Source organism: Brevundimonas sp. NPDC092305 (assembly GCF_044755415.1).
Lineage (GTDB): Bacteria > Pseudomonadota > Alphaproteobacteria > Caulobacterales > Caulobacteraceae > Brevundimonas.
On record NZ_JBIVQY010000002.1, the window covers coordinates 572,863 to 599,561 of the forward strand.

General features: G+C 68.5%; 30 protein-coding genes. 13 read left to right on the forward strand and 17 right to left on the reverse strand.

Translation table 11 applies throughout. From position 1 onward, the window contains the following. Nucleotides 1-16 precede the first annotated feature (16 nt). Together ACIQC9_RS13295 and ACIQC9_RS13300 are read right to left on the reverse strand one after the other, a co-directional pair. Nucleotides 17-2,158 carry a protein-disulfide reductase DsbD family protein gene (locus ACIQC9_RS13295; RefSeq protein WP_400616713.1) on the reverse strand — a complete coding sequence of 714 codons (2,142 nt, stop codon included), beginning with the start codon at nucleotides 2,156-2,158 and terminating at the stop codon, nucleotides 17-19. A 117-nt stretch (nucleotides 2,159-2,275) separates the two neighbouring features. Further along, the gene (locus tag ACIQC9_RS13300) at nucleotides 2,276-2,617 is read right to left on the reverse strand and encodes a YMGG-like glycine zipper-containing protein (RefSeq protein ID WP_400616716.1); all 342 of its coding nucleotides are present in this window, start codon (nucleotides 2,615-2,617) and stop codon (nucleotides 2,276-2,278) included. Nucleotides 2,618-2,713: 96 nt separating this feature from the next. Here ACIQC9_RS13300 and ACIQC9_RS13305 point away from each other — a divergent pair, with 96 nt between their 5' ends. Both ACIQC9_RS13305 and ACIQC9_RS13310 read left to right on the forward strand, forming a co-directional pair. Next, a complete protein-coding gene (locus tag ACIQC9_RS13305) occupies nucleotides 2,714-3,757 on the forward strand; it encodes a diacylglycerol/lipid kinase family protein (protein WP_400616719.1) in 1,044 nt (347 codons plus the stop codon). After that, entirely contained in the window at nucleotides 3,757-4,608 is an 852-nt protein-coding gene (locus ACIQC9_RS13310) for a metallophosphoesterase family protein (protein ID WP_400616722.1), read from the forward strand. Before ACIQC9_RS13305 ends, ACIQC9_RS13310 begins: the two co-directional genes overlap by 1 nt. A gap of 35 nt (nucleotides 4,609-4,643) precedes the next feature. Here the strand turns inward: ACIQC9_RS13310 and ACIQC9_RS13315 are convergent, their stop codons facing one another. The 3 genes from ACIQC9_RS13315 to ACIQC9_RS13325 all read right to left on the reverse strand — a co-directional run bounded on the left by ACIQC9_RS13315 (nucleotide 4,644) and on the right by ACIQC9_RS13325 (nucleotide 5,675). Further along, nucleotides 4,644-4,811: a DUF1328 family protein gene (locus tag ACIQC9_RS13315; protein WP_400616725.1), complete on the reverse strand. Its 168-nt coding sequence runs from the start codon at nucleotides 4,809-4,811 to the stop codon at nucleotides 4,644-4,646. An 82-nt stretch (nucleotides 4,812-4,893) separates the two neighbouring features. Further along, nucleotides 4,894-5,295 (reverse strand): hypothetical protein, encoded by a 402-nt coding sequence (locus ACIQC9_RS13320; protein WP_400616728.1) that lies wholly within the window; start codon nucleotides 5,293-5,295, stop codon nucleotides 4,894-4,896. Then, nucleotides 5,295-5,675, reverse strand: a complete 381-nt coding sequence (locus ACIQC9_RS13325; RefSeq protein WP_400616731.1) for a DUF883 domain-containing protein — start codon at nucleotides 5,673-5,675, stop codon at nucleotides 5,295-5,297. Before ACIQC9_RS13325 ends, ACIQC9_RS13320 begins: the two co-directional genes overlap by 1 nt. Before the next feature lie 135 nt (nucleotides 5,676-5,810). On the opposite strand from ACIQC9_RS13325, the gene ACIQC9_RS13330 reads away from it, so the two are divergent. Continuing rightward, complete coding sequence (locus ACIQC9_RS13330; RefSeq protein WP_400616734.1) at nucleotides 5,811-6,464, forward strand: fumarylacetoacetate hydrolase family protein; 654 nt, start codon at nucleotides 5,811-5,813, stop codon at nucleotides 6,462-6,464. Further along, nucleotides 6,461-7,093, forward strand: coding sequence for a maleylacetoacetate isomerase (gene maiA, locus ACIQC9_RS13335; protein WP_400616737.1), 633 nt, complete (start codon nucleotides 6,461-6,463; stop codon nucleotides 7,091-7,093). Before ACIQC9_RS13330 ends, maiA begins: the two co-directional genes overlap by 4 nt. Here maiA and ACIQC9_RS13340 read toward each other — a convergent pair. After that, nucleotides 7,090-7,971 carry an alpha/beta fold hydrolase gene (locus ACIQC9_RS13340; RefSeq protein ID WP_400616740.1) on the reverse strand — a complete coding sequence of 294 codons (882 nt, stop codon included), beginning with the start codon at nucleotides 7,969-7,971 and terminating at the stop codon, nucleotides 7,090-7,092. The genes maiA and ACIQC9_RS13340 overlap by 4 nt on opposite strands. 60 nt (nucleotides 7,972-8,031) lie before the next feature. Next, the gene (locus ACIQC9_RS13345; RefSeq protein ID WP_400616743.1) at nucleotides 8,032-9,384 is read right to left on the reverse strand and encodes a peptidoglycan DD-metalloendopeptidase family protein; all 1,353 of its coding nucleotides are present in this window, start codon (nucleotides 9,382-9,384) and stop codon (nucleotides 8,032-8,034) included. Between the two features lie 366 nt (nucleotides 9,385-9,750). Between ACIQC9_RS13345 and ACIQC9_RS13350 the strand changes: the two genes are divergently transcribed. The 6 genes from ACIQC9_RS13350 to ACIQC9_RS13375 all read left to right on the forward strand — a co-directional run bounded on the left by ACIQC9_RS13350 (nucleotide 9,751) and on the right by ACIQC9_RS13375 (nucleotide 15,283). Next, complete coding sequence (locus tag ACIQC9_RS13350; RefSeq protein ID WP_400616746.1) at nucleotides 9,751-12,930, forward strand: YdbH domain-containing protein; 3,180 nt, start codon at nucleotides 9,751-9,753, stop codon at nucleotides 12,928-12,930. A 91-nt stretch (nucleotides 12,931-13,021) separates the two neighbouring features. Beyond that, nucleotides 13,022-13,201 carry a YnbE family lipoprotein gene (locus ACIQC9_RS13355; RefSeq protein ID WP_400617358.1) on the forward strand — a complete coding sequence of 60 codons (180 nt, stop codon included), beginning with the start codon at nucleotides 13,022-13,024 and terminating at the stop codon, nucleotides 13,199-13,201. 17 nt (nucleotides 13,202-13,218) lie between these two features. After that, nucleotides 13,219-13,581: a DUF1318 domain-containing protein gene (locus ACIQC9_RS13360; RefSeq protein ID WP_400616749.1), complete on the forward strand. Its 363-nt coding sequence runs from the start codon at nucleotides 13,219-13,221 to the stop codon at nucleotides 13,579-13,581. Between the two features lie 26 nt (nucleotides 13,582-13,607). Further along, on the forward strand, nucleotides 13,608-13,886 hold the full coding sequence (locus ACIQC9_RS13365) for a hypothetical protein (protein ID WP_400616752.1): 279 nt from the start codon (nucleotides 13,608-13,610) through the stop codon (nucleotides 13,884-13,886). Nucleotides 13,887-13,917: 31 nt separating this feature from the next. Continuing rightward, nucleotides 13,918-14,724 carry a tryptophan 2,3-dioxygenase gene (locus ACIQC9_RS13370; protein WP_400616755.1) on the forward strand — a complete coding sequence of 269 codons (807 nt, stop codon included), beginning with the start codon at nucleotides 13,918-13,920 and terminating at the stop codon, nucleotides 14,722-14,724. 73 nt (nucleotides 14,725-14,797) lie between these two features. Beyond that, on the forward strand, nucleotides 14,798-15,283 hold the full coding sequence (locus ACIQC9_RS13375) for a PA2169 family four-helix-bundle protein (RefSeq protein ID WP_400616758.1): 486 nt from the start codon (nucleotides 14,798-14,800) through the stop codon (nucleotides 15,281-15,283). 22 nt (nucleotides 15,284-15,305) lie between these two features. On the opposite strand, the gene ACIQC9_RS13380 is transcribed toward ACIQC9_RS13375, so the two are convergent. The 7 genes from ACIQC9_RS13380 to ACIQC9_RS13410 form a co-directional block, all read right to left on the reverse strand. Continuing rightward, complete coding sequence (locus tag ACIQC9_RS13380; protein WP_400616761.1) at nucleotides 15,306-16,148, reverse strand: hypothetical protein; 843 nt, start codon at nucleotides 16,146-16,148, stop codon at nucleotides 15,306-15,308. A 543-nt stretch (nucleotides 16,149-16,691) separates the two neighbouring features. Beyond that, a complete protein-coding gene (rplS, locus tag ACIQC9_RS13385; protein WP_400616764.1) occupies nucleotides 16,692-17,147 on the reverse strand; it encodes a 50S ribosomal protein L19 in 456 nt (151 codons plus the stop codon). A gap of 1 nt (nucleotide 17,148) precedes the next feature. Beyond that, nucleotides 17,149-17,874 carry a tRNA (guanosine(37)-N1)-methyltransferase TrmD gene (gene trmD, locus ACIQC9_RS13390; protein WP_400616767.1) on the reverse strand — a complete coding sequence of 242 codons (726 nt, stop codon included), beginning with the start codon at nucleotides 17,872-17,874 and terminating at the stop codon, nucleotides 17,149-17,151. Nucleotides 17,875-18,028: 154 nt separating this feature from the next. Continuing rightward, entirely contained in the window at nucleotides 18,029-18,475 is a 447-nt protein-coding gene (locus tag ACIQC9_RS13395) for a GNAT family N-acetyltransferase (protein WP_400616770.1), read from the reverse strand. Next, nucleotides 18,439-20,298, reverse strand: a complete 1,860-nt coding sequence (locus tag ACIQC9_RS13400) for a DUF885 domain-containing protein (protein WP_400616773.1) — start codon at nucleotides 20,296-20,298, stop codon at nucleotides 18,439-18,441. The genes ACIQC9_RS13395 and ACIQC9_RS13400 overlap by 37 nt, the downstream gene beginning before the upstream one ends. A gap of 70 nt (nucleotides 20,299-20,368) precedes the next feature. Further along, a complete protein-coding gene (locus tag ACIQC9_RS13405) occupies nucleotides 20,369-20,980 on the reverse strand; it encodes a DUF6655 family protein (RefSeq protein WP_400616776.1) in 612 nt (203 codons plus the stop codon). 2 nt (nucleotides 20,981-20,982) lie between these two features. Then, nucleotides 20,983-21,423: a VOC family protein gene (locus ACIQC9_RS13410; RefSeq protein WP_400616779.1), complete on the reverse strand. Its 441-nt coding sequence runs from the start codon at nucleotides 21,421-21,423 to the stop codon at nucleotides 20,983-20,985. A gap of 117 nt (nucleotides 21,424-21,540) precedes the next feature. Here ACIQC9_RS13410 and ACIQC9_RS13415 point away from each other — a divergent pair, with 117 nt between their 5' ends. From ACIQC9_RS13415 to ACIQC9_RS13425, 3 genes are read left to right on the forward strand one after another with little or no spacing between them, the layout of a single operon-like run. Beyond that, a complete protein-coding gene (locus tag ACIQC9_RS13415; protein WP_400616782.1) occupies nucleotides 21,541-22,116 on the forward strand; it encodes a YqaA family protein in 576 nt (191 codons plus the stop codon). Nucleotides 22,117-22,159: 43 nt separating this feature from the next. After that, complete coding sequence (locus ACIQC9_RS13420; RefSeq protein ID WP_400616784.1) at nucleotides 22,160-22,693, forward strand: disulfide bond formation protein B; 534 nt, start codon at nucleotides 22,160-22,162, stop codon at nucleotides 22,691-22,693. Further along, the gene (locus ACIQC9_RS13425; RefSeq protein ID WP_400616787.1) at nucleotides 22,680-23,258 is read left to right on the forward strand and encodes a demethoxyubiquinone hydroxylase family protein; all 579 of its coding nucleotides are present in this window, start codon (nucleotides 22,680-22,682) and stop codon (nucleotides 23,256-23,258) included. Before ACIQC9_RS13420 ends, ACIQC9_RS13425 begins: the two co-directional genes overlap by 14 nt. Here the strand turns inward: ACIQC9_RS13425 and ACIQC9_RS13430 are convergent. Genes ACIQC9_RS13430 through ACIQC9_RS13440 form a run of 3 tightly spaced genes read right to left on the reverse strand, consistent with a single transcriptional unit; the run spans nucleotide 23,242 to nucleotide 26,689 of the window. Next, on the reverse strand, nucleotides 23,242-24,210 hold the full coding sequence (locus ACIQC9_RS13430) for an esterase-like activity of phytase family protein (RefSeq protein WP_400616790.1): 969 nt from the start codon (nucleotides 24,208-24,210) through the stop codon (nucleotides 23,242-23,244). The two genes, ACIQC9_RS13425 and ACIQC9_RS13430, sit on opposite strands and share 17 nt — an antisense overlap. A 2-nt stretch (nucleotides 24,211-24,212) precedes the next feature. Then, nucleotides 24,213-26,087, reverse strand: a complete 1,875-nt coding sequence (cobT, locus tag ACIQC9_RS13435) for a cobaltochelatase subunit CobT (protein ID WP_400616793.1) — start codon at nucleotides 26,085-26,087, stop codon at nucleotides 24,213-24,215. Between the two features lie 38 nt (nucleotides 26,088-26,125). Then, a complete protein-coding gene (locus tag ACIQC9_RS13440; protein WP_400616796.1) occupies nucleotides 26,126-26,689 on the reverse strand; it encodes an SH3 domain-containing protein in 564 nt (187 codons plus the stop codon). Nucleotides 26,690-26,699 lie beyond the last annotated feature (10 nt).

Consider the following 26,699-nt stretch of genomic DNA (forward strand, 5'->3'; position numbering starts at 1 on the left):
GCGGTCTCCGGACAGGTCAGGGGTTGGAACGCGCTCCGTTCAGGGCCTCGACGACGAGGCCCTCGGTCAAAAGCTGGGGCAGGATGCGCGGCTCGGGCGAACCGGGCGTGAACAGCAGATACAGGGGAACGCCCGACCGGCCGCGCCGCTGCAGCTCGGCGGTGATCGCGTCATCACGTCGCGTCCAGTCGCCGACCAGATAGACGGCGTTGGTCCGCGCCATGGCCTCGCGCACGCCGGCCGAGGTCAGGGACGTCCGCTCGTTGATCTTGCAGGTCACGCACCAGTCGGCCGTGAAGTTGACCAGCACCGGCCGCCCTTCCGCCAGCGCGGTATCCACCGCCGCCTGCGACCACGGCTGCGAGGGCAGGGCGCTTTCAGGCGAGGCGGAGGGCGCAGCAGCCACTGGCGCGCGCGCGGCGAGGATCAGGGCTCCGGCCGCCAAGCCAGTCGCCACGATGCCAAAGATCAGATGCAGCCGCCCGCCGCGTCCCTGCAATCGCTCGGTCTGGGCTCCACCAAACAGCCACAGCCCCAACGCCAGCAACAGGCCGCCGACGAACAGCAGCCCCAGCGCCTCTGCGCCGGTCTGGCGACCGAAGACCCACGCCAGCCACAGGGCCGTCCCATACATCGGAAACGCCAGCAGTCCCTTCAGCCGCGCCATCCACGGCCCGGGCTTCGGCAGGCGCGCCAGCAATCCTGGCGACAGGCTGATCAGCACGAACGGCAGAGCCAGGCCGAGGCCCAGCATCAGGAAGACCAGCAGCGCCATCGGCCACGGCATGACCAGCGCCGCCCCCAGTGCGAAGGCCATGAAGGGCGCTGTGCATGGCGCAGCCACCACCACCGCCAGCACCCCGGTCAGAAAGGCGCCCGTCCCGCCGCCTCGTGCAGGCGCTGCGCCGCCGAGGGCCTGCAGCCTTCCACCGATCTCGAACACGCCGGACAGGTTCAGCGCCACCGCCAGCATCAGCAGGGCCAGCCCGGCCGTCACCGGCGGCGACTGCAGCTGAAAGCCCCAGCCCACGGCCTCGCCCGCCGCTCGCAGTCCCAGCAGCAGGCCGGCCAGCACGAGGAAGGTCACGAGCACGCCCGCGAGGAAGGCCACACCATCGCGCCGGGCATGAGCCGGCTCATGCGCCGAGGCGGTCAGGCTCGCGGCCTTCATCGCCAGAATGGGGAAGACGCAGGGCATCAGGTTCAGGATCAACCCGCCCAGCAGGGCGAACAGCGAAGCCTGCAGCAGGGTGGCCGCCGAGGTCGACGGGGCCGCCGCCTGCGACGCCCCCTCGGCCAGCGGGGCCAGATCGCCCGAACCGGTCGCGCCAGCCAGCGGCTCGCCCGGCTGCGCGGTGATTTCATAGGCTCCGTTCGCGGTCTTCAGCACGCCGGACACAGGACCGGCCAGCCCGCCCGCCGCCGTCCGCCCGCCCGCAGTCAGCACAAGCGTCAGACCCTGCGGTCCCCACGACCCCGACTGCGTCGCCGCATGGTCGATAACGCCGCCCTGATCGGGGAAGAAATAGCTCGCCCCCGGATCGCGTCCCGCCAGCGGCCCGCCCGTCGCGGTCAAGGTCAGCACCCCGTCCCTCAGCGTCGCCCGCGCCGTGATCCCTGCCGGTCTCGGCGCCTGTTCCAGCACCCGCTGGATCGCCGCTCCGTACTGCGGGTCCAGCCCCGCTTCACTGGCCCGCACCGGCAGGTCGAGGGCCAGATCCAGTTCGTCCGGCACGCACATCTCGGCGCTGCACACCAGAAACAGCGCCTTGACCCTCAGCGGTAGTATGGTCCGGGGCTTCGCATCGGCCGGAATCTCGATCGGCACGGGCAGATAGACCTCGCCCTCGTACCCATAGTTCACCAGCCCCGACAGCCGCTGCCGCTCCGGCAGGGGCCAGACGATCTGACCCGCCTTCACGCCCGTCGGCAGCGTCCACGTCAGCTCCGTCGGCCCGCCGCTGTCCCCCGGATTGCGCCAGTAGGTATGCCAGCCCGGCTTGATCTGCTGCCTGACCGCGACCACCGCCGTCGACCCCGGCGCATTCGCCCGCGTCATCGCGACCAGTTCGGCCTCGATCCGCTCCGTCCGCACCGGCTCCGCCCTCGCCGCGGCTGCGACCAGAATCACCGCCAAAAAGATCAGCCACGCTCTCACGCCCCGACCCTAGCCGCTCCCCCCGCCCCCGTCATGCGCGACCCATTCCCGCACGACCACACGCACGAAAAAGGGCGGCCCTTCCGGACCGCCCCTGAACTCTCGACGCAGCTAAGCTTAATAGCGGCGCTGGCCGTTTTCCCAGTAGCATTCGCTCTGGCGACCATCGTAGCAGTAATAGTACCGGCCCTGGTTGTCGCGGTAACGCTGCTGGTTGTTGCGGTCCTGCTGCGAGCCGCGGATCGCGCCGGCGGCGCCGCCGACGGCTGCACCGATCAGGGCGCCGGTGGCTGCGTTGCCGCCGCCGGTGTTGTTGCCGATGATGGCGCCGGCGACAGCGCCGATGCCTGCGCCGACAGCGCCCTGACGGACGGTTTCGTTGGTGCCGCCGTACGGGTCACTGGCGCAAGCGGAAGCCAGCAGACCGGCGCCGGCGATGGCGATAATGGCCTTGTTCATGGTTCTGTCCTTCATCCCTGATGCCGCCCTCGGAGTGCTAAATGCGGAAGCAAGCGTGACGGTTCCCCAGATGAAATCTGCCTGAAATAAATGTCCATGACCCGAGCGAAAAAGGCCAAGCTTGGCGACCCGGCCGGAACATCGGACGGGAAGGCACGTTCGGGCGGCATGGACATGGCCCTGGAAACCCCGCCCGCAGGGCCCGAAACAACGCCGACGGCGGAATCTTCCCCGCGCGCCCTCACGCCTCACATCGAGCTGAAGCACGTCATCATGCTGGTGAATCCGCTTTCCGGCAGCGTGGGAAATCGCGCGGCGGCCGAGGCCGAGGCCATTCTGGCGGAATATGATCTGGAAGCTTCGGTGGTGTCGCTGGAAGGCGACGGCTTCGACACCAGCATACAGGATGCGCTGGACGCCTGTCCCGACGCCCTGTTCGTCCTCGCCGGCGACGGCACGGCGGGCAGCATAGCCTCACGCGCCGGGCCGAAGGGGCCGCTGGTCGCTCCGCTGCCCGGCGGGACAATGAACATGCTGCCAAAAGCGCTCTATGGCACGGCGGACTGGAAGGCGGCCCTGCGTCGTGCGCTGGAAGAGGGCGCGCCGCAGGATGTGGCCGGCGGCGTCGTCGAGGACGGAACCGTCAGTCAGGCCTTCTATTGCGCCGCCATTCTGGGCTCCCCCGCGCTATGGGCCCCGGCGCGGGAAGCCGTGCGCACCGGCAAGCTCAGTCTCGCATGGACCTACGGGCGCAGGGCCCTGAAGCGGGCCTTCTCCGGCCGCTTGAGGTTCTCGCTGGACGGCCGCGCCGACCGCAAGGCCGAAGCGCTGGTGCTGATCAGCCCGGTCATCTCCAAGGTGATGGAGGAGAATACGGGTCTTGAGGCCGCCGCCATGAATCCGGCGGACGCCATGCAGGCCTTCCGTCTGGCCGCCCACGCTGTGCTCAACGACTGGCGTCAGGACCCCGCGGTGACCACCCGTGCGACGCGCAAGGCCAACATCCGGGCCCGTTCGCGCATCCCCGCCGTGATCGACGGCGAGCCCCTGCTGCTCAAGCACGAGGCCTCGGTGCGCTTTGTAGCCAAGGCGTTCCGCGCCCTTGCGCCGATCCCGCCGGCGGCGGAGGACAGCGTCTAGTGGGACGCATCCTCCAGTTCTCGGACATCCATTTCGGCGTCGAACACCGGCAAGCCTGCGCCGCCGCGATCGAGTACGCCCACGCGACGCCGTCGGACCTGATCCTGATCACCGGCGACATCACCCAGAAGGGCTATCCGGACGAGTTCGAGGCCGCGGGCCAGTGGATCCGGCGGATGCCCGAGCCCCGGTTCGTCATCGTGGGCAACCACGACGTCCCCTACTGGAGCCTGACTGCCCGGCTGTTCCACCCGTGGAAGGCGTTTGAGCATGCGACGGGCCACCCGGCGCATGACCACCAGTTCCTGAGCCCCAACGTGATGGTGCGTGGCGTGGTGACGGCGCGCGGCTGGCAGGCTCGGGCGAACTGGTCGAAGGGCGTCATCGATCTGGACCAGACCCGCAAGGCGGCCGAGGCCCTGCGACAGGCGCCCCCCGGCGCTCTTCGCATCCTGGCCTGTCACCATCCGCTGATCGAGATGATCGGCACGCCCATGACCGGCGATGTGAAGCGGGGCGACGACGCGGCGGTGATCTTCGCCGAGGCCGGCGTGGACCTGATCACGACAGGCCATGTCCATGTCCCCTTCGCCCTGCCGATCAACCTGGGGGACAAGTGTTCGTACGCCGTCGGCTGCGGGACGCTGTCGCATCGCGAGCGGGGAACGCCGCCCAGCTTCAACCAGATCGAATGGGACGCGAAGGAAATCGTGGTCACCGCCATCGCCTGGACTGGCGACGGCTTCGCGCCCAGCCAGACCTGGCGGCTGCCCCGCCGTCAGGACACGCGTCACGCCGAGACGGCGCCGGATCCGAACCAGGCCGGACAAAAGGAAAGGGCCGCGGTCTAGACCACGGCCCTGAACTCTACTGATCTGCAGCGCGACTATATTCGTCGACCGCCCCGGCCGGTGACGAAGTGCACCACCAGCAGGATCAGGAAGACGATGAACAGCACATAGGCAATGTTCATCGAAAGGCCCGCGACACCCCCGGCGCCAAGAGCGCCGGCGACAAGTGCGAGCACGAGAAAGATAAGAGCCCAACGAAGCATGAGCGTTCCTTCCAGGCGATTGTCGAGGGCGGAGGATTCCGCGCCTGTCCGATCAACGTTCCGGTACGCTCAATGTTCCGCTTCAGCGGCGGCGACGGCCGTGTGTTTTTTCCGTGAAAGCCGCCGCGACCATCGTAGCAAGCGCTGGATTTCTTAGGAAAATCCAGCCTCCAGCCAAGGCGGCGACGGTTCCGAGGATCGGGCGTTCGCGGAACAGCATGAAGGCCCGCTGGCCGATCCCCGCCTCTTCGTCATCCTCTTCGTCGTCGTCCTGTTTGATCAGGAAGACGCCCGCGACGATCGCCGCCACCAGGGCGAACAGAAGCGCGGTAATCGCCGCCGCCACGACGGGAGACGTGATCAGGCAGAGGCCGAAAAAGACCGCGGCGCCGAGCGCGAGGATCGCGACGAGCGCCGCGCCGGCGACGACGCCGGCTGCGATCGCCTTACGGATAAGCCCTCTGGCCAGCCCCCCGCCAATCATCAGCGACGCCGACCGCCGAGAAGCAGCCCCAGAACGACGCCCACGCCCAGCGCGATCGCCGTGGATTGCAGCGGACGTTCCTGGACGCGCTCGGTGACGTAGCGCTGGGCTTCGTCGAAGCGCTCGGACGCGTCGTCGTAATATTCCCGGCCACGCACGCGGGCCTCGTCGTAGTAGGTGCGGGCCCGTTCGCGCAGAACGTCGCCCTGCTGGCGAAGGCGTGCCTCGGTCTCGGCCGCGCGGGCGCGGACCCGGGCTTCGGCGCTGGCGGCCTTGGCTTTCAGGTTCGCCTTCTCTTCGGCGCCCAAGGTCTTCAGGTCTTCCTTGAGAGTGTTGATATCGTTCTTTACGGCAGTCCGTGCCGCCTTGGTGGTCGCCATGATGCGCGCTCCGATCGTCAAGCTTGACGGTTAGATAAAGAACCCTGAGCCGGAACGCCACCACAGCCTTGCGGTTCCCGCAATGCAGCATGGTCGCCGCTGGCGAAACGCCGCACCGGGCCTTAAACCGGGATCATGACCCACTGGCTGTTCCCGCCCGCCGCCACGCCCTCCCTGCCGATCCTCGGCTCGGACCGGCGTTTCCCCGTTCGCCGCATCCTCTGCGTCGGCCAGAACTACGCGGCCCATGCCCGCGAGATGGGGCACGCCCGGGCCGAACCGTTCTTCTTCTCCAAGCCCGCCGACGCTCTCGTCGTCGACGGCGCCGATCCCGTCTATCCGACGGCCACGGCGAACCTCCATCACGAGGTCGAGCTGGTTTGCGCCATCGGCGAGGACGGGAGCATCGCGGGCTGGGCGGTCGGCTGCGACCTGACCCGTCGTGACCTGCAGGCGGCGGCCAAGGACAAGGGCCGCCCATGGGACGCCGCCAAGGGCTTTGACCAGTCCGCGCCGTGCGGGCCCCTGACCACCGGCGACCTTCCCGATCCCACGGCGGCGATCACCCTGACCGTCAACGGAGAGGGCCGTCAGGCGGGCCGGCTGGACGACATGATCTGGTCGCCTGTGGAAATCCTGGCCAAGTCGCGCGAACTCTGGGACGTCCGGGCGGGCGACCTGATCTTCACCGGCACGCCCGAGGGCGTCGGCCCCGTAGAGCCCGGCGACCGGGTCGAGGCGACGATCCAGGGGCTGGAGCCGCTGTCCTTCACGATGAGGCCGCGATGATCCTGCATAGCTACTGGCGGTCAGGCGCGGCCTATCGCGTCCGCATCGCCCTGAATCTGAAGGGGCTGACGTACGACCAGCAGGGCCACGACCTGCGCACGGGGGCCCAGAAGGATGCGGCCTATGTCGCGCTGAATCCGCAAGGGATGGTGCCGGCCCTGCAGGTGGACGGCGCCGTCCTGACCCAGAGCCCGGCTATCCTCGAGTGGCTGGAGGAAACTCATCCCGAGCCACCCCTCATGCCATCATCGCCGGTCGGCCGCGCCCACGTCCGCGCCATGGCGGCCCTGATCGCCTGCGACATCCATCCGCTGAACAATCTGCGCGTCGGCAAGGCGCTGAGAGACATGTTCGGCGCGGATCAGGCGGCGGTGGACGCCTGGGCGGCGCGATGGATCACGCCGGGGTTCACCGCGCTGGAGACGCTCGTCGCGCAGCACGGCGCCGACTGGAGTTTTGGCGATACGCCGACGTTGGCGGATTGCTGCGTGATCCCGCAGATCTATTCGGCGCGGCGGTTCAATGTGCCTCTGGACGCCTTCCCGAGGCTGCTGGCCATCGACGAACGCGCCGCCGCCCATCCCGCCTTCGCCACCGCCCATCCGGACCGCCAGCCGGACGCGGATTAGATCAGGAACCGGTTCAGCGAGGCCATGAAGCGAGCGGGCTGATCGATCATCACCATATGCTCGGCGCCCTCGATCCGTTCGAAAGTCGCCGGACGGCGCAGCGCGGCATAGGCGGAGCGGAACAGGCGGTCGGCCTCGTGTCGGGGCGACGCATCATCCGGGCTCCAGCCATAGACGACGGTGACCGGCGCCGTGATGTCCGGCAAGCGGTGGCGCAGATCGACGGTCATGACTTCATACAGCGACTGGGCCAGAACCTGCCGGTCGCCGCCCTGCCAGCCGATGGCGCTGAACAGCGAGTCCGTCGCCCCGCCCAGCTCAACGCCCATCTCGCGGCTCCGGGCCACCAGCGCCTCGTCGCCGAGGAACTGCAGAACGCCATAGGCCAGCTGGGCGATCGGCTGGACGTCGCCCACGGTCGCGCCGGGGCTGATCAGGGCGGGGAAGAAGGGCGAGGCGTCGACGGTCATCAGCCGCCCAATCTGGTCCCGGCCGTCGGCGGCGGCCCGCAGGCCGATCTGGCCGCCCATGGAATGACCCACCACCGCGGGCCGGTTCAGTCGCGCCTCGGCGATGTAGCGGCGGACCTCGTTGGCGACCGGGCCCATCACGGGACCGTTGACATTGGCCTCGCCCGGCAAGGCGCCGAAGCCCTTGACGGAAATCAGGTGAATGCGCCGCCCGCGCAGACGCTGGACCACGCCGGCCCAGACTTCCGAGGTTGAGGCGATGCCGGGGATGAGGATGACGTCCGGGCCCGCCCCCCTGATCTCGACCGCGATGCGGCTCGATCGAAATCCCGTCTGCGCCCATGCCGGTTCAGCAACGCCCAGTGCGACGCCGCCGCCGAGACCTAAGATGAAATCACGCCTGTTCATATCGCAGCGATATGGACGAACGGCTGGGGCGGTATTGGGGCGAGCCGACGTTGTCGGAGATCAGCCCTGGCTCTGCGCCGGACGCAGGCCCGCGTGCATGACCACCGGGCGACGCTCGCCGCCTGCGGCGATGATGCGGTCGATACGGGCCTTCTCGGCGCGGAACGCGGCCAGATCGGCGCCGGCCAGTTCCGTGCCTTCCTGGGTCTTCACGCCGGCCGGATTGATCCGCTGACCGCCACGCCAGATTTCATAGTGCAGGTGAGGACCGGTCGAGGCGCCGGTCGAGCCGACGAACGCGACGACCTGGCCTTGGCTGACCCGCTGACCGGCGCGCATGCCGGACGCATAACGCGAGAGGTGGCCATAGCCGGTGTCCAGCCCGTTGGCGTGACGGATGCGCAGCCAGTTGCCGTAGCCGCCCCAGCGGCGCGCCTCGACGACGACGCCGTCCGCCGGCGCCACGACGGGCGTGCCCATACCGGCCGCAAAGTCGATGCCCTGGTGCATCTTGCGATAGCCGGCGATCGGGTGACGGCGGAAGCCGAAGGACGACGAAACCCGGAACCCGCGCTCCAGCGGCGTGCGCATGAAGGCCGAGCGGGTGTTCTTGCCGGTGGCGTCGAAATACTGGGCCTCACGCGCGCCGGCGGGCTTGAAGCGATAGAAGGTCACGCCCTTCAGCTGGGCGTACAAGAGGTCGCCGGAGTCGATGGTGCGGCCGTTCTCGGTGACCGAGCGCTCGAAGACGTAGGTGAACTCGTCGTTCGAATGAACGTCACGATCCATGTCGAACTTGTGCGAGAACAGGCGACCGGCGACGCGGGCAATAGCAGCGGGCGCGCCTTCGCGGCGGGCGGTGCGGGACAGCGAGCCCTCGACCTTGCCGGTCAGGACCACGGTCTCGTGGGTCACCTTTTCTTCCAGCGCGCGCAGGCGCAGAGCGCCGTCGAAGCTGCGGGACACGGTCAACTGGCTGGCAGGGCCGGTGCGCAGGGTCAGGCCGATCAGACGGGGGTCGCCCCGGCCGCCGCGCGGCTTGGCGATGGCGGTCTCGAACCGCTGGCCCGGACGGATGGAGGCGACGTCCATGGCGCTGGACAGGGTGGCGGCGACGGCGGAGGCTTCTTCCGGCGCGACGCCGGTGCGGCGCACGGCCTGCTCGAAGGTTTCGCCACGACGAATCTGGACGGGAATGGCTTCGGGTGTTTCCAGCCCGGCCGGCGCGCCGGCGGCAGCGAACGCCTGCGCCTCTAGGGCGGCGATCTGGGCTTGAGTCAGGGGAGGGGCCTCTTCGGCCCGTACAGGTTCGCTCACACGACCAGAGAGCAGCGCCACCGAGAGCGCCGCCGCCGCCGTGAGGCAGTGCGGCGCAAGACGCATCGGCTGGCGACGTGGATCGAACTGAGCCATCTGTCCCCGAAAACTGACGACGCCGTGGAGCGCCAAGCCACTCGAATCACTGGTCCGCGTACAAAGTCGCCCCGACGCGAAGGCGGCCCTATACCCGGTTAACCGGATCATGGGAAGCCAGTTCGTTACAACCCGTTAACCGCAGCCGTTACATCCGGTAAAGCTTGTGTGATGATTGAGATTATCGGGCGATCCAATCAGTGTATCGATTGATGACGGCGAAGGTTTTCGTGTGCCCGGCAAACCTGTATCTGGAAGACGTCTGCGCTGCATTCAAAGTGGCGGATACGCCACTCTACTGTGTTCAATCGGTCACGAAGCAATGTCGACTCTTATGTTCAAAGTCCTGAACGGGGTTCGTCCTTCGTGAGCGACGTCGCCGCACCGGCTTCGCCGGCTCCTTCCCCCTCGCCGCGTAAACGACCGGCGCGCCCGTTCCTGCCGACGCTGGGCGTCATCCTGTGCGTGCTGCTGGTGCTGGCGGCGGCCGTTTGGCTGAACCGGCGGGCGGCGACGCGGCAGGCGCTGATCGGCTGGCTGGAGCAGCAGGGCATCGAGGCCGACATGCAGGTCGAGCGGGTCGAGCTCGACGGGCTTGTGGCCAGCATCCGCATCGGCGACCCGCGCGACCCCGATGTGATCATCGACCGGGTCGAGGTCGATTATGCGCTCGGCGCGCCTTGGTCGAAGGGCGGTCTCGGCGTGACGCCTACCCGGGTCCGGCTGGTCCGACCGGTGGTGCGGGCCAGCTTCCGGAACGCCAAGCTGTCGCTGGGCTCGCTCGACCCCCTGATCGAGAAATTCACCGGCCGGCCGCCGAAGCCGGACAGCCGCAGCCCTGTCGTCATCGTCGAGCGCGGCCGCCTGCGGCTGGACACCGACTACGGCCCGACGACGGTGCTGGCGGACGCTCATCTGGACAACGGCAAGCTGCTGCGCCTGTCGGCGCGCATGCCGGAGACGGCGCTGAAGAGCGGCGGGATCGAGGGCCGGGACGTGGCGGCGCTGCTGGACCTGACCACGACCGGCGACCGCGTCGCGGTGCAGGGCTGGATCGGCGCGGAGAGCGGAAGACTGCCGGGACTGGCGGGTGAGAACGCCCGTCTGACGATTGCCGGCAACCTGCCCTACCCCGACCTGAAGACCCGGCGGGGCGACGGCGTGGTGCGGCTGGATGCCCGTCTGACGGCGGGTCGGCTGAGTGCGGCCGACGCTGGCGCGCGGGATCTCGACACGCATCTGGTTTTTGACGGCCGCACCTCCGGCTGGCTCGAGACCTTCCGCATCGAGGGCGCCAGCGATCTTACGGCGAGCGCCGGCGCGATCACCGGCCCGGCGGGCGGGCGCAATCTCGCCCTGTCGGTCACGCGCGCACAGACGGTGCTGGCGCGGGGCGAGGACGGTCTGGCATGGAGCGCCGACGGCGGCGTGCGGATGACGGCGGCCGCCCTGTCGGGCGCAGGGCTGGAGGGCAACGGCGTCGCCGTGTCCTCGTCGCGGCTGGTGCTGGGCGGGCGCGACGCGGCGGTCGAGGCGCAGGGGCCAGTGGCGCTGACCGCGCGCAACCTGAACTGGGACCAGATGCGGTTGCAGGATGTTCGAGGACAGGCGTCGTTGGACGTCGTCGCGGACGGCGGCGTGCGGGTGCAAAGCCGGGGCGGGCTGCGGGCCGCGAGGGGCGCATGGCCGCTGTTCGGTCCCCGCGCGGCGGACGACATCCCGGAACTGGCGGAGATGAAGGCGGCGCTTTCGAACTTCGCCGTCGATGTTCCGGCCTTCGATCTGACGGCGGGAGATTCCGGGACGCGGCTGACGCTGGCCCGGCCCGCCACCCTGCGACCGGCCAACGGCGGCGTGCTGACCCTCAATCCGGCGAGCACGCCCCTGTTTTCTGCCGGACGGGGCGAGCTGGGCGGCGGCGCCCTGACCCTGACGTCCACGCGTGGTCGTGGCCTGCCCGAGGCGGCGTTCGCCATTCCGCGTTGGGGCCTGACGCCGTCGGGCTTCGAGGCGACGCTGGACGGACGCGCGGCGCTGGACTTCGGCCTGGCGCGAGGGCTGACGATCCAGACGAAGGGCCAGCTGGCGTCGTCGAACGGGCGCCTGACCTATGTCGCCTCCGGCTGCGCTCCGGTCACGGTGGAGCGGCTGGAGCTGGATGAGAACGACGTGGTCGAAGTCGCCGGCCAGCTCTGCCCAGCCGACCGGCCTCTGGCCAGTGTCGCCGACCGCGGCTGGCGCTCGGACGGATCGTTGACGGGCTTCAACGCCAAGGTTCCTTTCCTCGCGCTGGCGTTCACGGAGGCGGAGGGCGGCTTCAACGCCATCGGCGGTCCGCGGGGCATCGGGCTGGACGCGCGTGTCGCCCGGGCAACGGTTGTGGACGCCACCACGCCCCGGCGCTTCAACCCCCTGACCGCCAGCGGCTCCGCGACGCTGGCTAACGAGAACTGGACCGGCGCCTTCGACCTCGCCCGCAACGACGCGCCGCTCGGGAAACTGACGCTGGCGCATGACGGGCGCTCGGGCGCGGGCGGGATCGTCATCGACGCGCCGTCGATCACCTTCGCCGAGCCGGGTCTTCAGCCGGACGACCTGAGCCCTCTGGCCGGCCAGTACGCCCAGTCGCCGGTCAGCGGCTCCGTGGGCTTCACCGGCCGCATCGACTGGGTCGCCGACGGCGAGGGCTCCAGCGGCGGTCGGCTGACCATCCCGGGCCTCGACTTCACCAGCCCGGCGGGCGCGGTTAAGGGCCTGCGCGGGACCGTCGACTTCACCAGCCTCGCCCCTCTCGTCACCGCCCCGGACCAGCGGCTGACGGTCGACCGGCTGGAGACCTTCACCGCCCTGACTGACGTCGAGCTGGTCTTCGGCCTCGACAAGGCCTCGCTGGAGGTCGACGGCGGCACGGTGAAGGTCGGCGGCGGGACCATCAGCGTCGAACCCCTGTCCCTGCCGCTCGATCCCAATCAGCCGTTCAGCGGCGTCATCATCGTGGACCGGGTCCAGCTGGGCGATGCGGTGGCCGGCGCCGGCTTCGGCGACAAGGTGCTGCTGGACGCGGTCGTCTCCGGCCGTCTGCCCTTCACCTATGATCGCACCAACGGCATCCGCATCCAGTCCGGCACGCTGGGCGCGGTCCAGCCCGGGCGCCTGTCGATCAGGCGCGAGGCCCTGTCGGGGCTGGAGGCCGGCGGCGGGGGCGAGGACGCCGGCGTGCCGCCCAATACGGTGCAGGATCTGGCCTATCAGGCGATGGAGAACCTCGCCTTCGAAATCCTGTCCGCCGATGTGAACAGCCTAGACGCCGGCCGGATGAACCTGCTCTTCCATATCAAGGGTCGCCACGATCCGCCGCAGTATCAGGAGCTGCGCGTCCCGGTGGACGAGTTGATCAGCCGGGAGTTTCTCGACAAGCCGGTCACCCTGCCGTCGAATACGCAGATCGATCTGACCCTCGACACCAACCTGAATATCAACCAGCTGATCAGCGACCTGCTGGCCATCAACCGGGGGCGTGACGGCGAGCCGGATCCCGCGCCTTGATCCGCCAAGCGCCGCCGTTCAGAACCCGTTCACCATCGACCGCGTTGAATGCGGACGAACAGAAGTCCCGTGGAGTTTCGCCATGACCCGGATGCGCCAGACCGTCGCCCTTATCGGCCTCGCCGCCGTGATCGGACTGGGCGCCTGTACGCCGACCGTCCGGCTGCAGGTCGACCCGATCCAGATCTATGCGAAACTCGACGCCGACGTCCGCGTTCGCCTCGACAAGGAGCTTCAGGACCTCCTCGCCGAGAACCCCAACCTGTTCTGATGCGAAAGTTGAAACCCATGTCATTCCGCAAAGTCTTCGTCGTTGTCGCCGCCATCGCGGCGCTGGGCGTGGCCGCGGGCGCGGCCGTGGCCCAGACCTCGCAGCAAAAGGCCCTGATCGACAGCGCCAAGGCAGCCGGCTCGGTCGGCGAGCAGGCCGACGGCTATCTCGGCTTCCGCCAGCCCTCGTCGGACGGCGCCCTGACCCAGGCCGTGCAGGCAACCAACGCCGCCCGTCGCGCCGCCTACGCCCGCTCGGCCGCCGACGCCGGCACTTCGGCCGACGTGGCCGGGGCCCGCATGTTCGAGACCCAGCTGCTGCCGCGCATCAGCTCCGGCCAGTGGTACCGCAACGCCGCGGGCCAGTGGGTGCAGCGCTAATCTTCAGACTGCGCTAGGCTGGCCCCATGGCCAGCCGCCTCGCCCGCTTCATCCTCAGCCTTATGCTCGCCCTGCTGATCTCGGCGGCGATGACGTTCGCCATCAACTGGACGTGGCAGGCGATCGGCGGCGGCGGGATGAGCGTGCACGGCTGGATCGCCCTTCTGATCGGGACCTTCGGAACGGTCGGCCTCGCATGGGGCCTGATGGCGTTGGCCTTCAAGTCGAACCGCGAGGGCTGGGATGAGCGGGTCGACAACACCCTCGATCCGGGCCGCGACGGCGGCGACGACGACCGGGGTTGAGCCCCCGCCCGAGCCGGGCGATACCCGCCCCATGACAGAGCCCGCGCACCCGTCCGACATGACCTACGCCGGCTATCTGACGCTGGATCGGCTGCTCAGTTCGCAGGAGCCGCTGTCAGACCAGCATGACGAGATGCTGTTCGTCATCATCCACCAGACCAAGGAGCTGTGGCTCAAACAGATCCTGCACGAGGTGGCGCTGGCCCAGTCGCTGGTGCGCGCTGGCGATCTGGTCCCGGCCTACAAGAGCCTGGCCCGCGTCAGCCGCATCCAGGCCGTCATGACCCAGAGCTGGGACATCCTGGCCACCATGACGCCCGCCGACTATCTGCGGTTCCGGGGCGTGCTGGGCTCGTCCTCGGGCTTCCAGAGCGACCAGTTCCGCCGGTTCGAGGCCATGCTTGGGCTGAAGGACGCCCGCTTCCTGCGCTTCCACGAGGACCGGCCCGAGGCGCACGCCGCCCTGTCCGCCGCCATGGCCGCCCCCAGCCTGTACGACGACGCCCTCGCCCAGGTCTCGGCCGCCGGCCTGCCCATCCCGGCCGAGGTCCTGAACCGCGACGTCAGCCAGCCCTATGTCGCGTCAGAGGCTGTCGAGGACGCATGGCTGGAGGTCTATCGCGACACCACGCGCTGGTGGCCCCTGTACCAGCTGGCCGAAAAGTTGGTCGATCTGGACGACGCCCTGCTGACGTGGCGGCACAAGCATGTCGTCACGGTAGAGCGCATCATCGGCCGCCGTCGCGGCACCGGCGGCACCGAGGGCGTCGCCTATCTGACCGAGACCCTGCAACGCCGCTGCTTCCCCGAGCTCTGGTCGCTGCGCACCCGCTTGTGAGCCGTCGTGAGGGTTGCGGACGCAACCTTCCCGTCCAGCCCGCGCTTTCTCGTCCCGTCAGACGAGCAAGACCATGAGCAATCCGAACCAGCACGACATCCACGTTCTCAACGGCCTGATCCAGACGACGATCGACAGCGCCGACGGCTATCGTGACGCCGCGACGGGCTCCAGCGATCCCGGCCATCGCGACCTGTTCGTCCAGCGCGACGCCGAACGCCGCACCATCGCCGACGAACTGGGAACGACCGTCCGTGCCCTCGGCGGCGAACCGACCACCGACGGGTCCTTCATCGCCAAGGCCCAGCGCGCCTTCAGCGACGTCGGCCACGCCCTGCTGCGCGACGAACTCAGCGTCGTCGGCCCCGTCGAAAGCGCCGAGGATGCGGTCCGCGCCCGCTTCGAAAAGGCGCTGGAAGACTCCCGCATCTCCGCCACCACCCGCGACACCATCCGCCGCGCCTGGCTGAAACTGGAGGGCGACCATCAGGCGGTCAGCGACATCAAGCACCGGCTGCAGGGGCAGAGGGACGCGGGGAGCCGGCTGTTTCCGCAGTAGGGCGGACTTGATGCGCTGACCTCTAACGAACGCCCCACGTCTTCGGATCCAGAAGTTCAGGTGGCGGCAGCAGGTCCTCAATCGAGCCGGCTGATCGGTCGATCTGTACCGCAACGAAATCAGATCGTGTTCCTCTGGAGAATAGCCTGACCTTCAACGGAATGCCGTTTTCAGACCGGCATTCATGGCGGCCAGCGTCCATGACGTCAGGCATCACACCAACCCACCGGCAGAGTATGCCAAGGATGGTTTCAGCAGGCTCATTTACCGCGATCTCGGGCGGCGCCGCTCTTGTGGGGCGCCGGTCGTAAGTCAGGGATTCCGCTTTTCCGCCAGCCGCTATCCGGGCCGACACATAGCCCCCGGGCTTGGAGGCGTGGGCGGTCAGCGACCCGTCCGGACGACGCGTTAATTCGCCAGTCCATGCGCCGCGTCGTCTCACGATCATTTCGCTGGCGTGCCCTGAGAGCAAGACCGAAAAATTTCGTGCAGACGAGCGGTCAAACTGGCCGAAAAACTGATCGAGCCAACCGTTCACGGGAATTTCCGGTGGTTTTACAATGCTCGCAGATATGGGTTTTCGAATGATGCTGGTCGCGGAAGCCAGCGAGAAGCTCCAGATCTCGCCATTTGAGCCGATGGTGCGGCTGCCGATTTCGATTCCGTCCCCTGTGACGCACGATTGATGGCGGAACGACGGCTCGCCACCTGAAAGGCCATGGTAAACACTCCACCACCTGCACTGCTCGCCTGCGAAATCGCCTCGAAGCTCAGTGATCGCGGATTGATAAATAGCGCCAGCGGATGATCGGTCGCGCCCCGGCGCCTGAATCAGGAAGCTTCGCCGACTTCCGTCTGTACTCACAGCATCAGTGATCGTGACGCCTGTCGGTATGTGGATGTGTTGGACGGAGTTTACCTCAGAGTCCGTTTGGTCCGAGCGGATCCAGCTCCCGTGTCGCTGAACGAGGCTGGTGACAGAGCGTAGAGGGCCAGTGATCTGCTTGCGCCAGCTCATCTGATAGTCAGGGACCTCCCGGACCGGCGCGAAAAATCCCGCTGCTCCGGCAAGCTCTGCAGGAGGCAGGTCAGACGTATGCGGCATTAAATGCCAATCGGTGGCTGGCACAGTTTCGCGCGATGCGGTCGGCTCGGTCCTGTGGGAAGTGCTTTGCGGAGAGCACCCCTGTAGTGCGCCCCAAGCCAGTAAACCGACAGCCGCCGACCGCACCCTCTCCGATCTCGTAAGCATAAATACTCCTCCAACAATCGTCAGAGACAAGCTCCCCAAACATCAAGAAACAACTGACGGTTTCAGATGAAGAGCGGCTGATGCCGCGGATGCCCAAACGAAAAAGGCCCCGGCGTTTCCGCCGGGGCCTTCGTCATTTCAGCCGTACCGGTCCGATCAGGACTCAGTCGTCTCCACCGGAGCGGCGACGTTCTCGGCGGCGACGGTTTCGGCCTTGCCGGTTTCCGGGACGAGGACGCCCTTTTCCTTGCGGACGGTCTGACGCTCGGCGATCCGGGCCGACTTACCGCGGCGGTCGCGCAGGTAGTACAGCTTGGCGCGACGGACGACGCCGCGGCGCTTCACTTCGATGGCGTCGATGTTCGGGGACAGGATCGGGAACTTGCGCTCCACGCCTTCGCCGAACGAAATCTTGCGGACCGTGAAGGTCTCGTTCACGCCGCCGCCGTCACGGGCGATGCAGACGCCTTCGAACGCCTGGATGCGTTCGCGCTCGCCTTCCTTGATCTTGACCATGACGCGCAGGGTGTCGCCCGGCTGGAAGTCGGGGATCGCGCGGGTTTCGATCAGGCGGGCTTTTTCTTCGGCAGCGAGCTGCTGGACGATGTTCATTCTATTCTCCTCGGGCTTTGGCGCCCTTTAGTTGTGACTTGGCGGAATGCTGCGCCCAGAGATCCGGCCGCCGCTCCCGCGTGGTTAGCTCCCGTTGCTCCTGACGCCACTGAGCGACCTTTTTATGGTCGCCCGACAGCAGGACCTCGGGGATGTCGAGCCCCTCGAACGTCCGCGGTCGCGTGTACTGCGGATGCTCCAGAAGCCCGTCCTCGAAACTCTCGGTCGACAGGCTTTCGGCCTGACCCAGAACGCCGGGGATCAGTCTTACGCACGCCTCGATCGCGACCATCGCCGCCGCCTCGCCACCGGCGAGAACCGCGTCTCCGACCGAGACCTCCTCGAACCCGCGTGCGTCGAGCACCCGCTGATCCACCCCCTCGAACCGGCCGCAGAGAACGACGACGCCGTCTCCCTTGGCCCAGTTCTGAACGCGCGCCTGGGTCAGGGGTCGACCCCGGGCGCTCATGTACAAAAGCGGCCGTTGCGGACCTGAGAGGCTGTCCACCGCCCGGGCCACCACGTCCGCTTTAAGCACGGCTCCCGGCCCGCCACCCGCGGGGGTGTCGTCCAGGAAGCCGCGCCTATCCTCGCTGAAGGCCCGAATGTCAAGGGTTTCGAGGCTCCAGAGCCCGCGCTCACGCCACGCCGAGCCGATCAGGCTGACGCCCAGCGGCCCCGGAAAGGCCTCGGGAAACATGGTCAGGACAGTGGCGGTGAACGGCATGGCGGGGGCTTTACCTCCAAATCCTCACCCGTGAAACGGGGGAGGGGGACCGCGCGAAGCGGGGTGGAGGGGGCGGGACCCACCCACCGGCGCCTGCCGTCGCCCCCTCCACCAGCCTTCGGCTGGTCCCCCTCCCCCGCGTCGCGGGTGAGGATCAGCCGCCGATCACCTGCGCCATGCCGATCGAACGCGGCGCGGTCGGTTCGAAGCCGTACTGCGCATAGAGCCGGTTCGCCTCGCCGTCGGCGATCAGGCTGACATAGGCGCCCGGCGCGCGGGCCCGGATCTCGTCCATCAGGGCCTGCATGATCGCCTTGCCGAGGCCCTGTCCCTGATGGGCGGGCTCGATCGCCATGTCGACGATCTGCAGGAACAGGCCGCCGTCGCCGATGACCCGGCCCATCCCCACCGCCTCGCCGTCCTTGCGCACGACCACCGCGAACCATGTGTTCGGCAGGCCCCGCGCCGCCGCCGGCTCCGACTTGGGCGTCAGGCCCGCGACGACGCGCAGACGCAGATAGTCGTCCTGCGCCGGCGTTTCGGCCGTCAGCACATACCCCTCGATCACAGCGCCGGCGCCCCGCCGCCCGCCGCGATCCATGCGTCCACCTGCTGTTCCAGCGTATCCAGCGGCAGGGAGCCGGAGCCCAGCACCACGGCGTGGAAGTCGCGGATGTTGAACCGGTCGCCCAGCGCGGCTTGCGCCTTCTGCCGCAGCTCCATGATCTTCAGCTCGCCGATCTTGTAGCTGGTCGCCTGGCCCGGGTTGGTCAGATAGCGCTCGACCTCCTTGACCACGTCGCGCTCGGACAGAAGCGAGTTCTGGCGGAAGTAGTCGATGGCCTGCTGGCGGCTCCAGCGCTTGGCGTGCAGCCCCGTGTCGGTGACCAGCCGGACCGCGCGCCACAGCTCGGTGGAGAGGCGGCCGAAGTCGGAATAGGGGTCCTGATAGAAGCCCATCTCCTTGCCCAGCTGTTCGGCGTACAGGCCCCAGCCCTCGGCATAGGCGCCGTAGCCGCCGAAGCGACGGAAGGACGGAAGACCCTCCATCTCCTGTGCATAGGCGATCTGGAAGTGGTGGCCCGGTGCGCCCTCGTGATAGCTGATGCCCTCGATCTGGGGCTTCAGAACCTGCGTCATGTCCGACAGGTTGACGTAGTAGATGCCCGGCCGCGACCCGTCCGGCGTGGGGGCGTTGTAGAAGGCGATCGAGGCGGTGGACTCGCGGAAAGGCTCGACCGCGCGGACCTCCAGCGGCGCCTTCGGCAGGGCGCTGAACCACTGGGGCGCCGCCGCCATCACCTGGGCGATGAAGGTGCGGGCGTCGGCCAGATACTGGGCCTTGCCCTCCGGAGTGTTCGGATACTGGAAGCGCGGATCGGTCTTCAGCAGGGTGAAAAAGTCGGTCAGCGAGCCGGTGAAGCCGACCTGCGTCATGATCGCCTGCATCTCGCCGTGCAGCCGCTCGACTTCGCCGAGGCCGATCTCGTGGATCTGGTCGGCGGTGAGTTCGGTGGTGGTCGAGAGCTGAAGGCGGGCGTTGTAATAGGCCTCGCCGTTGGGCAGCCGCCACACGCCGCCCTCCGGATCGGGCATGGCCGCCGCCTGTTGCTGCACCTCGGCCAGAGCCGCCAGAATGGTCTCATAGCCGCGCTTCCACTCGCCGGTCAGGGCCGCTCGGGCGGCGGCCAGCAGACGGTCCTTGGTCGCCTGATCCGCATCCAGCTCGCCCACCTTCTCCTGAAAGTCGGCCCAGACCGGATTGGCCTCGCCATCGTCGAAGGGCGCGCCCGAGATGATGTTGCGGGTGTTGGCGATCGAGGGGGCGAAGACGAAACTGGGCGAGATGACGCCCGCCGCCGCGCGCTGGCGCAGTTCGGCGGTGATCTCGGTCATCACCCGTTCGCCGTCACGGATGCGGGCGATATAGGCCTCCGCGTCCGACACGCTGTCGACCGCGTGCTCGTTGATCAGGAAGACCGGCAGGCCAGTGGTCGGGTTGCGGTTGGCGGCGAACTGATAGCCCCAGTCGCGCCACTGGTTCTGAAGCCGCCCCTCTACCACGCCGTATTCGAACAGCCGCCAGCTGACCTGACTCTGCGGGCTCAGCCGGTCGTAGTCGAACTGGCTCTTCATCCGCTCGAGCTGTGCTTCACTCAGCGCCTGCGCCCGGTCCGCGCCCGCGTCGGTGTAGTCGTCCAGCTTGTCGTAGTCGGTCTTCAGGCCCAGCGAGGTCATCGACTGGGGGCTCAGGGCAAGAGACTCAGTCCACGCCGCCTCGAAGAATGCGTTCAGCCGCTCATCCTCCGCCAGCGGCAAGGCCGGGATGTTGACCACAGGCGTCTGCGGAGAGGTCTGGGCCAGCACTGGCGCACCAGACAACAGGGCGACAGCGGCGCATGTGGAGATCAGAAGTCGATGCATGGAGGGCCCTCCCGGATTTCGAGGAGGGGACCATTCACGCCCGGAGGCCGCCGCGCAAGTTACGGAGCGATCAGAATTCCCGCCAGCTGTCGCCCGGATCGCGCTCGCCCGGCTGCAGCGCCTGCTGGCCCAGCGGAATGACCATGAACAGCTTGTGGCTGCGGATGCGGAACTGGCCGGTCATGGGCGTGATGGCGCCCAGCGGCGCGCCCGTGCGCGGCTCGTAGAGAAAGCCCGAGAACTCCGCCACGCCAATCCGGTCGCGCCGGCTGTAGATCGACAGCTCCGGGATGGAGACGACGTTGAAGCTCTCGCTGATCGGCACGCGCATCTCGGGTACGCCGAAGACGCGGCGCATCTGCTCCAGCGACAGCGCACCGGCGCGCAGTTCGAACACGGCGTCGGCCTGATCCTTGGTCGGCGCCAGCGCATAGCCGGCGTCCGACAGGGCCGCGCGGATGGCGCTGACGGCGTAGGGCGAGCTCTCGGCGCGGAAATAGACGTCATCCACGAACACCCGCGAGCCGCGCGGGATCGGCAGGCTCAGGCCGTCGACGGCGCGGTCGGTGGCGCGGGCGACCAGCAGTTGCTCGGTGGCCGTCCGGCCGGGATAGGTCTCGGAGGCGGAGGCGCACGCGGTCAGGCCCAGCAGGGCCAGCACAAGAACGTAAGGGGTCTTCAAAACTACCAGCTTCCCGTGTTCGGCATGGACGTCCAGGGCTCGGCTGGGTCGAGCGCCGGACCGTCCTGCAGAAGTTCGATGGATATGCCGTCCGGCGACCGGACGAACGCCATGTTGCCGTCGCGAGGGGGCCGATTGATGACCACGCCCCCGTCCATCAATTTCTGGCAGGCGGCGTAAATGTCAGCGACCTTGTAGGCGAGATGGCCGAAGTTGCGGCCTCCCGTATAGGTCTCGGGATCCCAGTTATAGGTCAGCTCCACCTCGGGCGAGCGCTCGGCGGTCGCACGGTCCTTGTCCAGCGGGGCGGCGAGGAAGACGAGGGTGAACCGGCCCTTCTCGTTCTCCAGCCGACGCGTCTCCTCCAGACCCAGAAGGTCGCAATAGAAATGCAGGGCGGCGTCGAGGTCCGCGACGCGAACCATGGTGTGCAGATAGCGCATGGGAGCTCCGTGCCAAGGAGGGCGGATAGCGCGCCGGTATAGCGACCCTTCGCCGCGAACGCGATTCACGGGCGGTTTCGCATGGTCACGAGCGGGCGACGCCTGCTAGAGGGCGGCATGCTTCGCAAGCTCTATGACTGGGTCTTCTCGCTGGCCCGCAGCAAACACGCGACCCCGGCGTTGGCCGTGGTGTCCTTTGCGGAAAGCTCGGTCTTCCCGATCCCGCCGGACGTGATGCTCGGGCCCATGATCCTGGCCCGGCCGGAGCGCGCCTATTTCTACGCGGGCGTCTGCACCGTCGCCTCGGTTCTGGGCGCCATGCTGGGCTATGCGATCGGCTATTTCCTGACCGACATTGGGATGATGATCCTGTCGTGGCTGGGCAAGGCCGACACCTTCGAGGCGTCCAAGGCGCTGTTCCAGCAGTACGGCGCCTGGGTTATTCTGGTGAAGGGCCTGACGCCCATCCCGTTCAAGCTGATCACCATCGCCTCGGGCGTTTTCCAGTTCAACTTCCTGCTCTTCGTCCTGCTGTGCGCCATCACGCGCGGCGGCCGCTTCTATGCGGAAGCGTGGGTGCTGAAGAAGTTCGGGCCCGTGGTGCTGGAGCAGGTCGAGAAGCGGCTGGCCTTGTGGACCGTGATCGGCCTGATCGTTCTGGTCGGCGCTTTCGCGGCGATCAAGCTGCTCTGACCGCGCATCGACGCCGGGCGAACGTCCGGCTATGACATTGGCGATGAGAGAGGCGTACCGACTTCTGACGCGGTGGTGGACGGCGTTCGCGCTGGCGATCTCGCTGGCCATGCTGGGCGCGGCCCATGCGTTCGAGAAGTTCGGCGGTCTTGCCCCCTGCAACCTCTGCCTCAAGCAGCGCGAGGTCTACTGGGGCGCGGTCGCCGTCGCCGGGGTCGCCACCCTGTGGCATCTGTTCAGCCGGGGCAGTCGCGGCACGCCACGCATCGCCGCCTTCCTGCTGTTCGTCATCTTCGCCACCGGCGCCGCGACCGCGATCTTCCATGCGGGCGGCGAATGGGACTGGTGGGCCTTGCCCGCCACCTGTCAGGGCGGCGCCGGCGCGGTCGACGCCGCAAGCGTCGCCTCCCTGCTGGACCCGAACGCCCCGCCGATCCGCGTGGTCGGCTGCGACGAAGCGGCATGGATCTTCGCCGGCCTCAGCATGGCAGGCTGGAACGCCCTGATCTCGATCGCGCTGGCCGGCTTCAGCCTGCTGGCCGCCAAACGCCCCAAGGACGCCCGTGCCCCCCGCTGACTCTCCGCACCGCATTCCGCTGGCCCGGCCGGGCCGGGGCGCCAGCCGCCGTCGGCGCGACGAGATCCTGCGTGTCGACCATGCGGGAGAATACGCGGCGGTCCACATCTACCGCGCCCAGCGCGCGGTCTTCGAAGGGCGGAAAGGTCACGAAGGGGTCGCCGCCGACATGGCCGAAATGCAGGCGCAGGAGGCGGTGCATCTGGACCGTTTCAACGCCCTGCTCAACGCCGAGCGCGTACGGCCGACCGTCATGACGCCGATCTGGCGGCTGGCGGCGCTAGGTCTCGGCGCCGGTACGGCCCTGATGGGCGAAAAGGCCGCGCACGCCTGCACCGAAGCCGTCGAGGACGTGATCGAAAAGCATTACGCCGAACAGATCGCCGAACTTCAGGACCGCGACCCCGAACTGGCCGCCGAACTCACCCGCTTCCGCGACGAGGAACTGGCGCACCACGACCACGCCATCGAACACGGCAGTCGCGAAGCGCCTGCCTACCGTCTTCTCAGCGCGGTCATCAAGGCCGGCTGCAAGGCGGCCATCAAGGTCAGCGAGCGGATCTGACGTCGAACGCCAGCAGCAGGGTCCGCTGGGCCGCGTTGTTGTTGTCGTCGGACAGGATGTAGAGCCGGCTTTGGCCGCCGCGCCGCTCGACCGCGATCCCCTCGAAATTATCGGTGGTGGACGGCAGCTTCAGCTCGATCAGCACCGGCCCCAGCACGCCCGACGCATCCATGCGGCGCACGCGGGCCCGGGCGTCGATCGGCGGGGCGTACGAGCGCTGGACAACGAAGAAGCCGCCGTCGGGATCGCGGTCCATACCGGTGATCCGGTATTCGCTGTCGGCCAGCGGCGTTTCGGGCGGCGCCGTCACCACTGCACAGCCCGCCGGACCGCAATCCCACACGCCCCCGGACTCGCCCGTCACCCGCCAGCCGCCGGCGCGTACAGATACCCCCTCCATGCCGTCGTTCAGCGCGAACGCATGGTCAGGACTGGCGACGCCACGCGGACTTGCGGCGGGCCGGTCAGGATCGCCGTAGTTCCAGATGCGGTGATTTCTCTCGAAGCTGACCAGCAGGTCGCCGCCTTCGGTGATCAGCAGCCCCTCCGCATCGCCGTCGACCTTCTCGACGATCGGGTCGCCTGTGCTCAGCGTCAGCCGCCGGAACGCCAGCGCGTCCATCCCGACCAGTCGCCCGTCATGCCCGAACCGCAGTCGGCCGCGCACCAGATCGCCCGCATCGCTCACCGAGATGAAGCCGTCGGTCGTCAGTTTGAAATCCGACAGACTGTGCAGCGGCGAGGTCTCGTCCGCCACCAACTCCACCCCGCCCGCGAACCGGACCCCGTCGGCCAACTGCGCCCCGCCCCGCAGGCCCAGACCGACGGTCCGCGTCGACGCCGCAGCCGCTGTCCAGCCGCTATCGGCGGCATCGAGCGGGGGCGCGACCGGCGAAAGGCTCGCGCAGGCCGACAGCAGCAGCGCCGTCGACAGCGACAGCCAGCGCCGCATCCTCACGCCGCCCGTCTCCGGCGCGGGGCGGGCGCCTCGGCCTTGTCGTCGAACAGTTCGGCCAGCTTCTCGATCATCGCCCCGCCCAGTTGCTCGACGTCGACGATGGTCAGGGCGCGGCGATACCAGCGGGTCACGTCGTGGCCGATGCCGATGGCCAGCAGCTCAATCGGCGACCGCGTCTCGATCTGCTCGATCACCTGACGCAGATGCTTGTCCAGATAGAGGGCCGCATTGGCCGACTGGGTCGAGTCGTCGACCGGCGAGCCGTCCGAAATGACCATCAGGATGCGCCGCTGCTCGGTCCGCGCCAGCAGACGGTTGTGCGCCCACAGCAGCGCCTCGCCGTCGATGTTTTCCTTCAGCAGCCCCTCGCGCATCATCAGGCCGAGGTTCTTCTTGGCCCGCCGCCACGGCGCATCGGCCGACTTGTAGATGATGTGGCGCAGGTCGTTGAGGCGGCCCGGCGCGGGGGGCTTGCCAGCCGTGATCCACGCCTCGCGCGACTGGCCGCCTTTCCACGCCCGGGTGGTGAAGCCGAGGATTTCGACCTTGACCCCGCACCGCTCCAGCGTCCGCGCCAGGATATCCGCACAGACCGCCGCCACCATGATCGGCCGGCCGCGCATTGAGCCGGAGTTGTCCAGCAGCAGGGTCACCACCGTGTCCCGGAAGGGGCTTTCGCTCTCGGCCTTGAAACTGAGCGGACTGGTCGGGTCGGTGATGATCCGGGTCAGACGGGCGGTGTCCAGCACCCCCTCTTCCAGATCGAAATGCCAGCTGCGGTTCTGCTGGGCCAACAGCCGGCGCTGCAGCTTGTTGGCCAGCCGCGCGACCACTGACGACAGCGCCGTCAACTGGCTGTCCAGCAGGGCCCGCAGCCGGTCCAGCTCGTTCGGATCGCACAGCTCGGCGGCGTCGACCACCTCGTCGAAGGCGGTGGTGAAGACGCGATACATGTCGATCGCGCGGCCGTCGTCCTGCGTCTGCTGGCGGTTGGGCAGGGAGCCCTCGCTAAGCTCCGGGCTCTCGTCGTTGGCGTCGCCGTCGGGGTCGGCGGGCGCCCCGTCGGGCCGGCTCTCGCGCTCGTCGCCGGCCGTCTGGTCGTCGGTCGAGCCGTCCATCGACTGGCCCTCGCCGCCGCCGGCGTCGTCCTCTTCCTCGTCCTGATCGTCGGCCGCGTCGGGGTCTTGCGGGTCGGGCTCCTCGTCGCCCTGATCCTCGGAGGCGTCGTCGCCTCGCCCGTCGCCCGGATCGAGATCGAGCGCGCGCAACACGTCCTTCAGCCGTTCGGCGAAGGCGGTCTGGTCGTCCGCGACCTCTGACAGGGCGTCGATCTTCCGCCCCGCCTTCGTCTCGAGTTCGGAGCGGACAAGGTCCAGCAGGGCCCCCGCGCCGTCCGGAGCCCGCCTGCCCGTCAGCCGCTCGCGCACCAGCAGGGCCACGGCCTCGGACACCGGCACCCGCTCGGCGTCGGTGACCCTCAGCGCGCCCGTCTTCTCCAGCCGCGTCAGCAGGGCGGCGTCCAGATTGGCGCGAACCCCGGCCAAAGATTGTGAGCCGACCGCCTCGACCCGCGCCTGTTCGACCGCCTCGAACACTTCGGCCGCCCGGGTGTCAGTGGGACGCAGGCGGGCGTTCAGGGCCTCGTCGTGATTGGCCAGACGCAGGGCCAGCCGGTCGGCCTGCCCCCGGAGCGAGGCGCTCTCAGGCCCGGCCGGATCGCGCGGCGGATGGGGCAGGGTCAGGACGCCGTTCTGCAGCTTCGGCCCGTCCGAACCGAAGGCGACCTCCAGTTCGGCCTGCTCGGCCAGCGCCCGCGCGGCATGGGCCAGCGCGCGCTTGAAGATTTCGGCGGGAGTGTCGGCGGTCGCCATGGCGGACCGTTAGCGCGTCGAGGCCTTCACGAGAAGGGTCAGGCGGTGCGTCCGCGCCCTGCGGGCCGGGCGGCGTTGCACAGGGCGCGCGACTGGGCGCCGAACACCTCGGTCTGACGCACCCAACCGCGCAGGCGGCGGGCGCGAACCTCGCACCAGCCTTCCTCGCAGTCGCCGATCGAGACGATGGCGTGGGGCGACAGGCGGGCGCGGACGGCCGAGGCGTCGGTGCGGCGCGCGCGGACCGGCAGCTCCTGCCCCGAGGTGTTCATCACATGCCGACGGCTGGAGACCACGCTCCGGTGAACCCAGGCCACCGAGCCCTCTGCGTCACAGATCTTGCGCCACTCCCTCGTCTCGGCGACGACCTGAACCGGCAGGCCTGCGGTGCGGTATTCCCACAGGACGCGATAATCCAGACCGGGTCCGAACCGGGCGCGCACCTCGGACGACTTCAGCGACAGCCAGCGCGGCACCGGCTGGCCGCTCGGCGTCGGTCGTCCGTCCGGCATGGTCTGGGCGGCGCCGGCCATCACCGCGCAGCCCAGAACGGCGGTCACGACGACCAGTCGACGGAAGCGGAGGAGGGCGTTGCGCGGCACGGCGGAGGTC

Coding starts and splice junctions, on each gene's coding strand:
- ACIQC9_RS13355 (WP_400617358.1), top strand. CDS start 13,022: ATGCGCCAGACCGTCGCCCTTATCGGCCTCGCCGCCGTGATCGGACTG.
- ACIQC9_RS13360 (WP_400616749.1), top strand. CDS start 13,219: ATGTCATTCCGCAAAGTCTTCGTCGTTGTCGCCGCCATCGCGGCGCTG.
- ACIQC9_RS13420 (WP_400616784.1), top strand. CDS start 22,160: ATGAGAGAGGCGTACCGACTTCTGACGCGGTGGTGGACGGCGTTCGCG.
- ACIQC9_RS13325 (WP_400616731.1), bottom strand. CDS start 5,675: ATGGCGACCACCAAGGCGGCACGGACTGCCGTAAAGAACGATATCAAC.
- ACIQC9_RS13320 (WP_400616728.1), bottom strand. CDS start 5,295: ATGATTGGCGGGGGGCTGGCCAGAGGGCTTATCCGTAAGGCGATCGCA.
- ACIQC9_RS13315 (WP_400616725.1), bottom strand. CDS start 4,811: ATGCTTCGTTGGGCTCTTATCTTTCTCGTGCTCGCACTTGTCGCCGGC.
- trmD (WP_400616767.1), bottom strand. CDS start 17,874: ATGCCGTTCACCGCCACTGTCCTGACCATGTTTCCCGAGGCCTTTCCG.
- ACIQC9_RS13410 (WP_400616779.1), bottom strand. CDS start 21,423: ATGCGCTATCTGCACACCATGGTTCGCGTCGCGGACCTCGACGCCGCC.
- ACIQC9_RS13365 (WP_400616752.1), top strand. CDS start 13,608: ATGGCCAGCCGCCTCGCCCGCTTCATCCTCAGCCTTATGCTCGCCCTG.
- cobT (WP_400616793.1), bottom strand. CDS start 26,087: ATGGCGACCGCCGACACTCCCGCCGAAATCTTCAAGCGCGCGCTGGCC.
- ACIQC9_RS13415 (WP_400616782.1), top strand. CDS start 21,541: ATGCTTCGCAAGCTCTATGACTGGGTCTTCTCGCTGGCCCGCAGCAAA.
- ACIQC9_RS13345 (WP_400616743.1), bottom strand. CDS start 9,384: ATGGCTCAGTTCGATCCACGTCGCCAGCCGATGCGTCTTGCGCCGCAC.
- ACIQC9_RS13300 (WP_400616716.1), bottom strand. CDS start 2,617: ATGAACAAGGCCATTATCGCCATCGCCGGCGCCGGTCTGCTGGCTTCC.
- ACIQC9_RS13330 (WP_400616734.1), top strand. CDS start 5,811: ATGACCCACTGGCTGTTCCCGCCCGCCGCCACGCCCTCCCTGCCGATC.
- ACIQC9_RS13305 (WP_400616719.1), top strand. CDS start 2,714: ATGACCCGAGCGAAAAAGGCCAAGCTTGGCGACCCGGCCGGAACATCG.
- ACIQC9_RS13375 (WP_400616758.1), top strand. CDS start 14,798: ATGAGCAATCCGAACCAGCACGACATCCACGTTCTCAACGGCCTGATC.
- ACIQC9_RS13370 (WP_400616755.1), top strand. CDS start 13,918: ATGACAGAGCCCGCGCACCCGTCCGACATGACCTACGCCGGCTATCTG.
- rplS (WP_400616764.1), bottom strand. CDS start 17,147: ATGAACATCGTCCAGCAGCTCGCTGCCGAAGAAAAAGCCCGCCTGATC.
- ACIQC9_RS13340 (WP_400616740.1), bottom strand. CDS start 7,971: ATGAACAGGCGTGATTTCATCTTAGGTCTCGGCGGCGGCGTCGCACTG.
- ACIQC9_RS13400 (WP_400616773.1), bottom strand. CDS start 20,298: ATGCATCGACTTCTGATCTCCACATGCGCCGCTGTCGCCCTGTTGTCT.
- ACIQC9_RS13395 (WP_400616770.1), bottom strand. CDS start 18,475: ATGGATCGCGGCGGGCGGCGGGGCGCCGGCGCTGTGATCGAGGGGTAT.
- maiA (WP_400616737.1), top strand. CDS start 6,461: ATGATCCTGCATAGCTACTGGCGGTCAGGCGCGGCCTATCGCGTCCGC.
- ACIQC9_RS13430 (WP_400616790.1), bottom strand. CDS start 24,210: ATGCGGCGCTGGCTGTCGCTGTCGACGGCGCTGCTGCTGTCGGCCTGC.